The organism is Aquitalea sp. FG25 (genome assembly GCF_057809375.1).
This window is the reverse complement of record NZ_JBMDJV010000061.1, coordinates 1-1,881: the sequence shown is the minus strand read 5'-3', so window position 1 is coordinate 1,881 and position 1,881 is coordinate 1. Positions and strand designations below refer to the sequence as shown.

Sequence of the window (1,881 nt, the reverse complement as noted above, 5' to 3'; positions counted from 1 at the left end):
CTTCTTAAAAAAATCGATGCCAGAACAAAACTGGCGGGGACCAACAAGCTGGAAATCCTGCTGTTCTCCCTGGGTCACGACCAGCGGACCGGGAGAAAGGAAGTTTTCGGCATCAATGTCTTCAAAGTTCGCGAAGTCATGCGCACCCCCGAAATCACTTCCGCTCCCGAAATGCCCTCCTCCGTCGAAGGCATGGTCAGCCTGCGTGGCTCGCTGGTTCCGGTGATCGATCTGGCCAAATACGCTGGCATCGTTACCAGCAACAAGCCGGAAATCATGATCGTCACCGAGTACAACGGCCACACTCAGGGCTTTCTGGTCGAGGCGGTGGATACCATCCTGCGCCTGGATTGGTCCGCCATGCGCGTGCCGCCTGACATGATTACCAACCGCATGGCTGGTCTGGTCACCGCCGTCACCGAGCTGGATCAAGGCACCCTCGTCATGATGATGGACGTGGAAAAAGTCCTGGCCGAAACCTCGCTGGTCGATGACTCCCACCATTTCATCAATATCGAGCCGGTCAAAGAAGAGCGCATGATCTTCTTTACCGATGATTCCGCCGTCGCCCGCAAGCAGATCGAACGCACCCTCGAAGCCATGCAGATCAAGTACGCCTATGCCATCAACGGCATGCGTGCCTGGGAAGAATTGCAAAAAATGGCCATGCAGGCCGACCTCACCGGCAAGCGCCTGAACGAGACCCTGCATCTGGTCCTGACCGATGTGGAAATGCCGGAAATGGATGGCTACATGCTTACCAAGCTGATCAAGAGCGATCCGCGCTTTGCCGGCATTCCCGTGCTGATGCACTCTTCCCTCTCCGGCAGCTCCAACCAGAAGCTGGGCCAGTCGGTGGGCGTGGATGAGTATGTGTCCAAGTTTGAAGCCCAGAAGCTGTCGATGAAGTTGCGCGAAATGCTCAAGCTGACTAACAACTAAACCAGAACAGACTTCATCCGGGAGAGGTATTCACTATGTCAGCTACTGACGCATCCCTGCTTGCCAGCGTGGACGCCCGCACCAAGCTTGCCGGCTCCAACAAGATGGAAATCCTGCTGTTTTCGCTGGGTACCCGCGAAACCTTCGGCATCAATGTGTTCAAGGTGCGCGAGGTGTCCCAGACGCCGGCCATCACCAAAACCCCCAACATGCCCTTTGGTGTGCAGGGGGTGCTGTCCTTGCGCGGCAACATCATTCCGGTGATTTCGCTGGCCCGCTTTGTCGGTTCCGAGCAGAACAACCGCAAATTCGACACCATGATCGTCACCGAATTCAACAAGAGTACCCAGGCTTTCCTGGTGGATTCGGTCGATCGCATCATCCGGGTGGACTGGGACCGCGTGCGTGCCCCGGAAAACATGCTGAACAGCAGCAGCGCCAGCAATTCCAACCTGATTACCGCCATTACCGAACTGGATGATGGCAAGCTGGTTTCCATTCTGGATGTGGAGCAGATTCTGGCCACCGTGGTGGGCGAACCGCGTCTGCCGGACATTCCGACCGCACAGATGGAAACCGATCAGTATCTGTTCTTTGTGGATGACTCGGTGGTGGCACGCAAGGAAATCACCAGCGTGCTGGAGAAGATGGGCATCAAGTTCCAGCAGGCCACCAATGGCCGCGAGGCCTGGGAGCGCCTGCAGGTGCTGGCCAGCCGCACCTGGGGCGAGGATGAGTGTCTGCACGACTACCTGAAGATCATTCTGGTGGATGCGGAAATGCCGGAAATGGACGGCTATGTGCTGACCAAGCTGATCAAATCCGATGTCCGCTTCAAAGGCATCCCGGTTATCATGCACTCCTCGCTGTCGTCCAACGCCAACAAGGCCATGGGTTCCAGCGTGGGTGTTGATGCCTATGTTGCCAAATTCGATCCGG

At 56.6% G+C, this 1,881-nt stretch carries 2 protein-coding genes; both read left to right on the top strand.

Annotated elements, in window-relative coordinates; all coding sequences use genetic code 11:
• Positions 1-942, top strand: a 942-nt coding sequence (locus ACODR9_RS24285) for a chemotaxis protein (RefSeq protein WP_488813255.1), incomplete at its 5' end; no start/stop codon positions are given.
• A 35-nt stretch (positions 943-977) separates the two neighbouring features.
• A partial coding sequence (locus ACODR9_RS24280) for a chemotaxis protein (RefSeq protein ID WP_488813253.1) occupies positions 978-1,881 on the top strand: 904 nt, incomplete at its 3' end.